The sequence below is a fragment of the Chryseobacterium sp. genome (assembly GCF_022712095.1).
GTDB lineage: Bacteria > Bacteroidota > Bacteroidia > Flavobacteriales > Weeksellaceae > Chryseobacterium.
The window spans coordinates 1-2,658 of record NZ_JALAHD010000299.1 but is presented as its reverse complement, the minus strand read 5'-3'; the positions used below and the strand labels follow the sequence as shown (position 1 = coordinate 2,658).

Here is a 2,658-nt window from a genome sequence, read left to right as displayed (position 1 = left end):
ATTTGGGTTAAGAAGCCACTAAGTGCCTATGAGGCGGAGATGAAGAAAAGTGAGCTGAAAAAAGTCCTTGGAAAATGGAGTTTAACAGCAATTGGAGTGGGTGCTATCATTGGTGGTGGAATCTTTGTACTTACCGGAACCGGAGCTTATTATCATGCAGGCCCGGCACTGGCAATCTCTTTTATTATAGCAGGTATAGCCTGTGTCTTTGCAGCATTATGTTATGCTGAATTTGCTTCCATTATTCCTGTTGAAGGCTCTGCTTATGCTTATGCTTACGGTACAGTGGGTGAAATTTTTGCATGGGCAATGGGATGGTGTCTTGTATTAGAATATGCTATGGCCAGTATGGCTGTTTCCGTTAGTTGGTCAGGATATTTCACCAAATTTTTGAAAATTTTCGGAGTTCATCTCCCTGCATATTTAACATCAGACCCAGCAAGTTATACAGGAGAAGGTTTTTCTATGAACTTACCAGCTTTTGTTCTTGTTATGCTGCTTACAGCATTGTTGGTTAAAGGAACTAAAGAAGCGGTAGGAGCTAATAATTTAATAGTTTTATTAAAAACTTCCGCTGTTATCTTTGTAATTATAGCAGGAGTTTATATCATATTCTCTAATAGTGATCTCTATAATGCAGTGGATGGAGTGAAAAACTGGAAACCTTTTATTCCGGATGAAATAAAAATTAAAAACTCGGAAGGGGATATGGTTTCTGCATATGGTATACAGGGTATTATTTCCGGAGCAGCCGCTATTTTCTTTGCTTATATTGGCTTTGATGCTGTTTCAACACAGGCAGGAGAAGCCATTAATCCTAAAAAAGATGTTCCATTTGCAATTATAGCTTCATTATTGATCTGTACGGTGTTATACATCTGTGTATCTCTTGTGCTGACAGGAATGATGCATTATACAGACTTTAATCCAGAAGGGAAATATCCCGATGCGATCAAAGCGCCGGTAGCATACGCATTTGAGATTGCAGGGAAACATTGGGCTGGTAATATTGTAACGATTGCAGCGACTGTAGGTTTGATTTCTGTAGTTATGGTAATGTTGATGGGACAGTCAAGAATTTTTATAGGAATGTCAAAAGATGGATTGATCCCGAGATTTTTTGGTGAGCTTCATCCTAAAACGAAAACTCCATATAAAGGAATCATTTTGTTAGGAACAGTAGTAGCATGTGTGGCAGCATTTACACCGATTTCGACTCTTGCTGATATGACAAGTTTTGGAACCTTGTTTGCATTTACATTAGTTTGTATTGCAGTGTGGATTATGAGAAAGAAAGAACCTAACCTTATCAGACCTTTTAAAGTTCCTGCATATAAAGTGATTGTAGGATTGGGAGTTGTTATTAATCTTTATCTGATTATTAACTTAAGTGCCCACGCATTGGAACTTTCTGCTGGCTGGCTGGTCTTAGGTGTTTTCATATACTTCTTTTACGGAAGATCACACAGTAAACTTAATAACCCGGAAAAATATAAAGACATCAATTAATAAATAATATTAACCGCTTCGGCGGTTTTTTTATATACTCATATGAAAGCAATCTTCTCAATTTTACTTTTGTCGATAGCAATAAATTTTTTTGCACAGCAGGTGAGAAGTAGTAAGATAATTCTTAATGATAAGATAAGTATCAGGTCCCTTGAAATATATGATGATAAGGTCTGGTATAGTGGAACGGATTCAAAATTCGGATTTATCGATTTAAAAAATCCTGATAATCAAAAACAAATCAGGCTGTCAGAAGAGAAGCTTCAGTTCAGGACTTTGGCACAGGATAAAACTTCTTTTTATACCATTAATATTGAAAGCCCGGCTTACTTTTTTAAGATCCATAAAAAAGATCTGAGGTTTGAGGTTATACATACAGATACAGTAAAAACAGCATTTTATGATGCCTTACATTTTGTAAATAATAATAAAGCTTATGCTTTCAGCGATGCCGATTTAGGACATCAACTGAAATTAACAGTCTATTCCAAAGGAAAATGGAGCTTATTGAATAATCACATAAAACTCAATGAAGGAGAGGCAGCATTTGCAGCCAGCAATACGAATATAGCTTCATCTGGTAAGTATGTATGGGTTGCTACAGGAGGAAAGGCTTCAAGAATTGTAAGGTTAAATCTAAAGGATAATACTATACAAGTCTTTAATACTCCCTTTGTCCAGGGAGAGTCTTCACAGGGGATATATTCTGTAGATTTTTATAAAGATTATTTTGGTATTGCAGTGGGAGGTGATTATACCAAACAATCCGATAACATCAATAATATTGCTACAACTTATAATGGAGGGGAAAGCTGGGAGATTCAGGCGTCAGGAAAAAATGCAGGTTATATGACCTGTGTGAAAATCAAACCCGGATCAAAAGGTAAAGAAATAATGGCTGTGGGTGATCAACATATAAGCTATTCATCTGATTTTGGAAAAACATGGAAGAAGATTTCCGATGAAAAAGATTTTTATGTTTGTGAATGGATCAATGAAACAACAGTAGTCCTGGCAGGAAAAAACAAAATAGCTCTGATGGAATTAAAATTCTAAATATTCGGTATAGACCATATCATTTCTAATTACATGATTTTATAATTTGTTCCTGCTAACTTTACATTAAACGTATTTAGATTTATTATAAAT

General features: G+C 35.6%; 2 protein-coding genes. Both read left to right on the top strand.

Annotated elements, in window-relative coordinates; translation table 11 throughout:
- Window positions 1-1,509: amino acid permease (locus Q0A18_RS15075; protein ID WP_292010984.1), on the top strand; the 1,509-nt coding region annotated here is incomplete at its 5' end.
- Window positions 1,510-1,578: 69 nt separating this feature from the next.
- Complete coding sequence (locus tag Q0A18_RS15070; RefSeq protein WP_292010983.1) at window positions 1,579-2,565, top strand: glycosyl hydrolase; 987 nt, start codon at window positions 1,579-1,581, stop codon at window positions 2,563-2,565.
- Window positions 2,566-2,658: the final 93 nt, after the last annotated feature.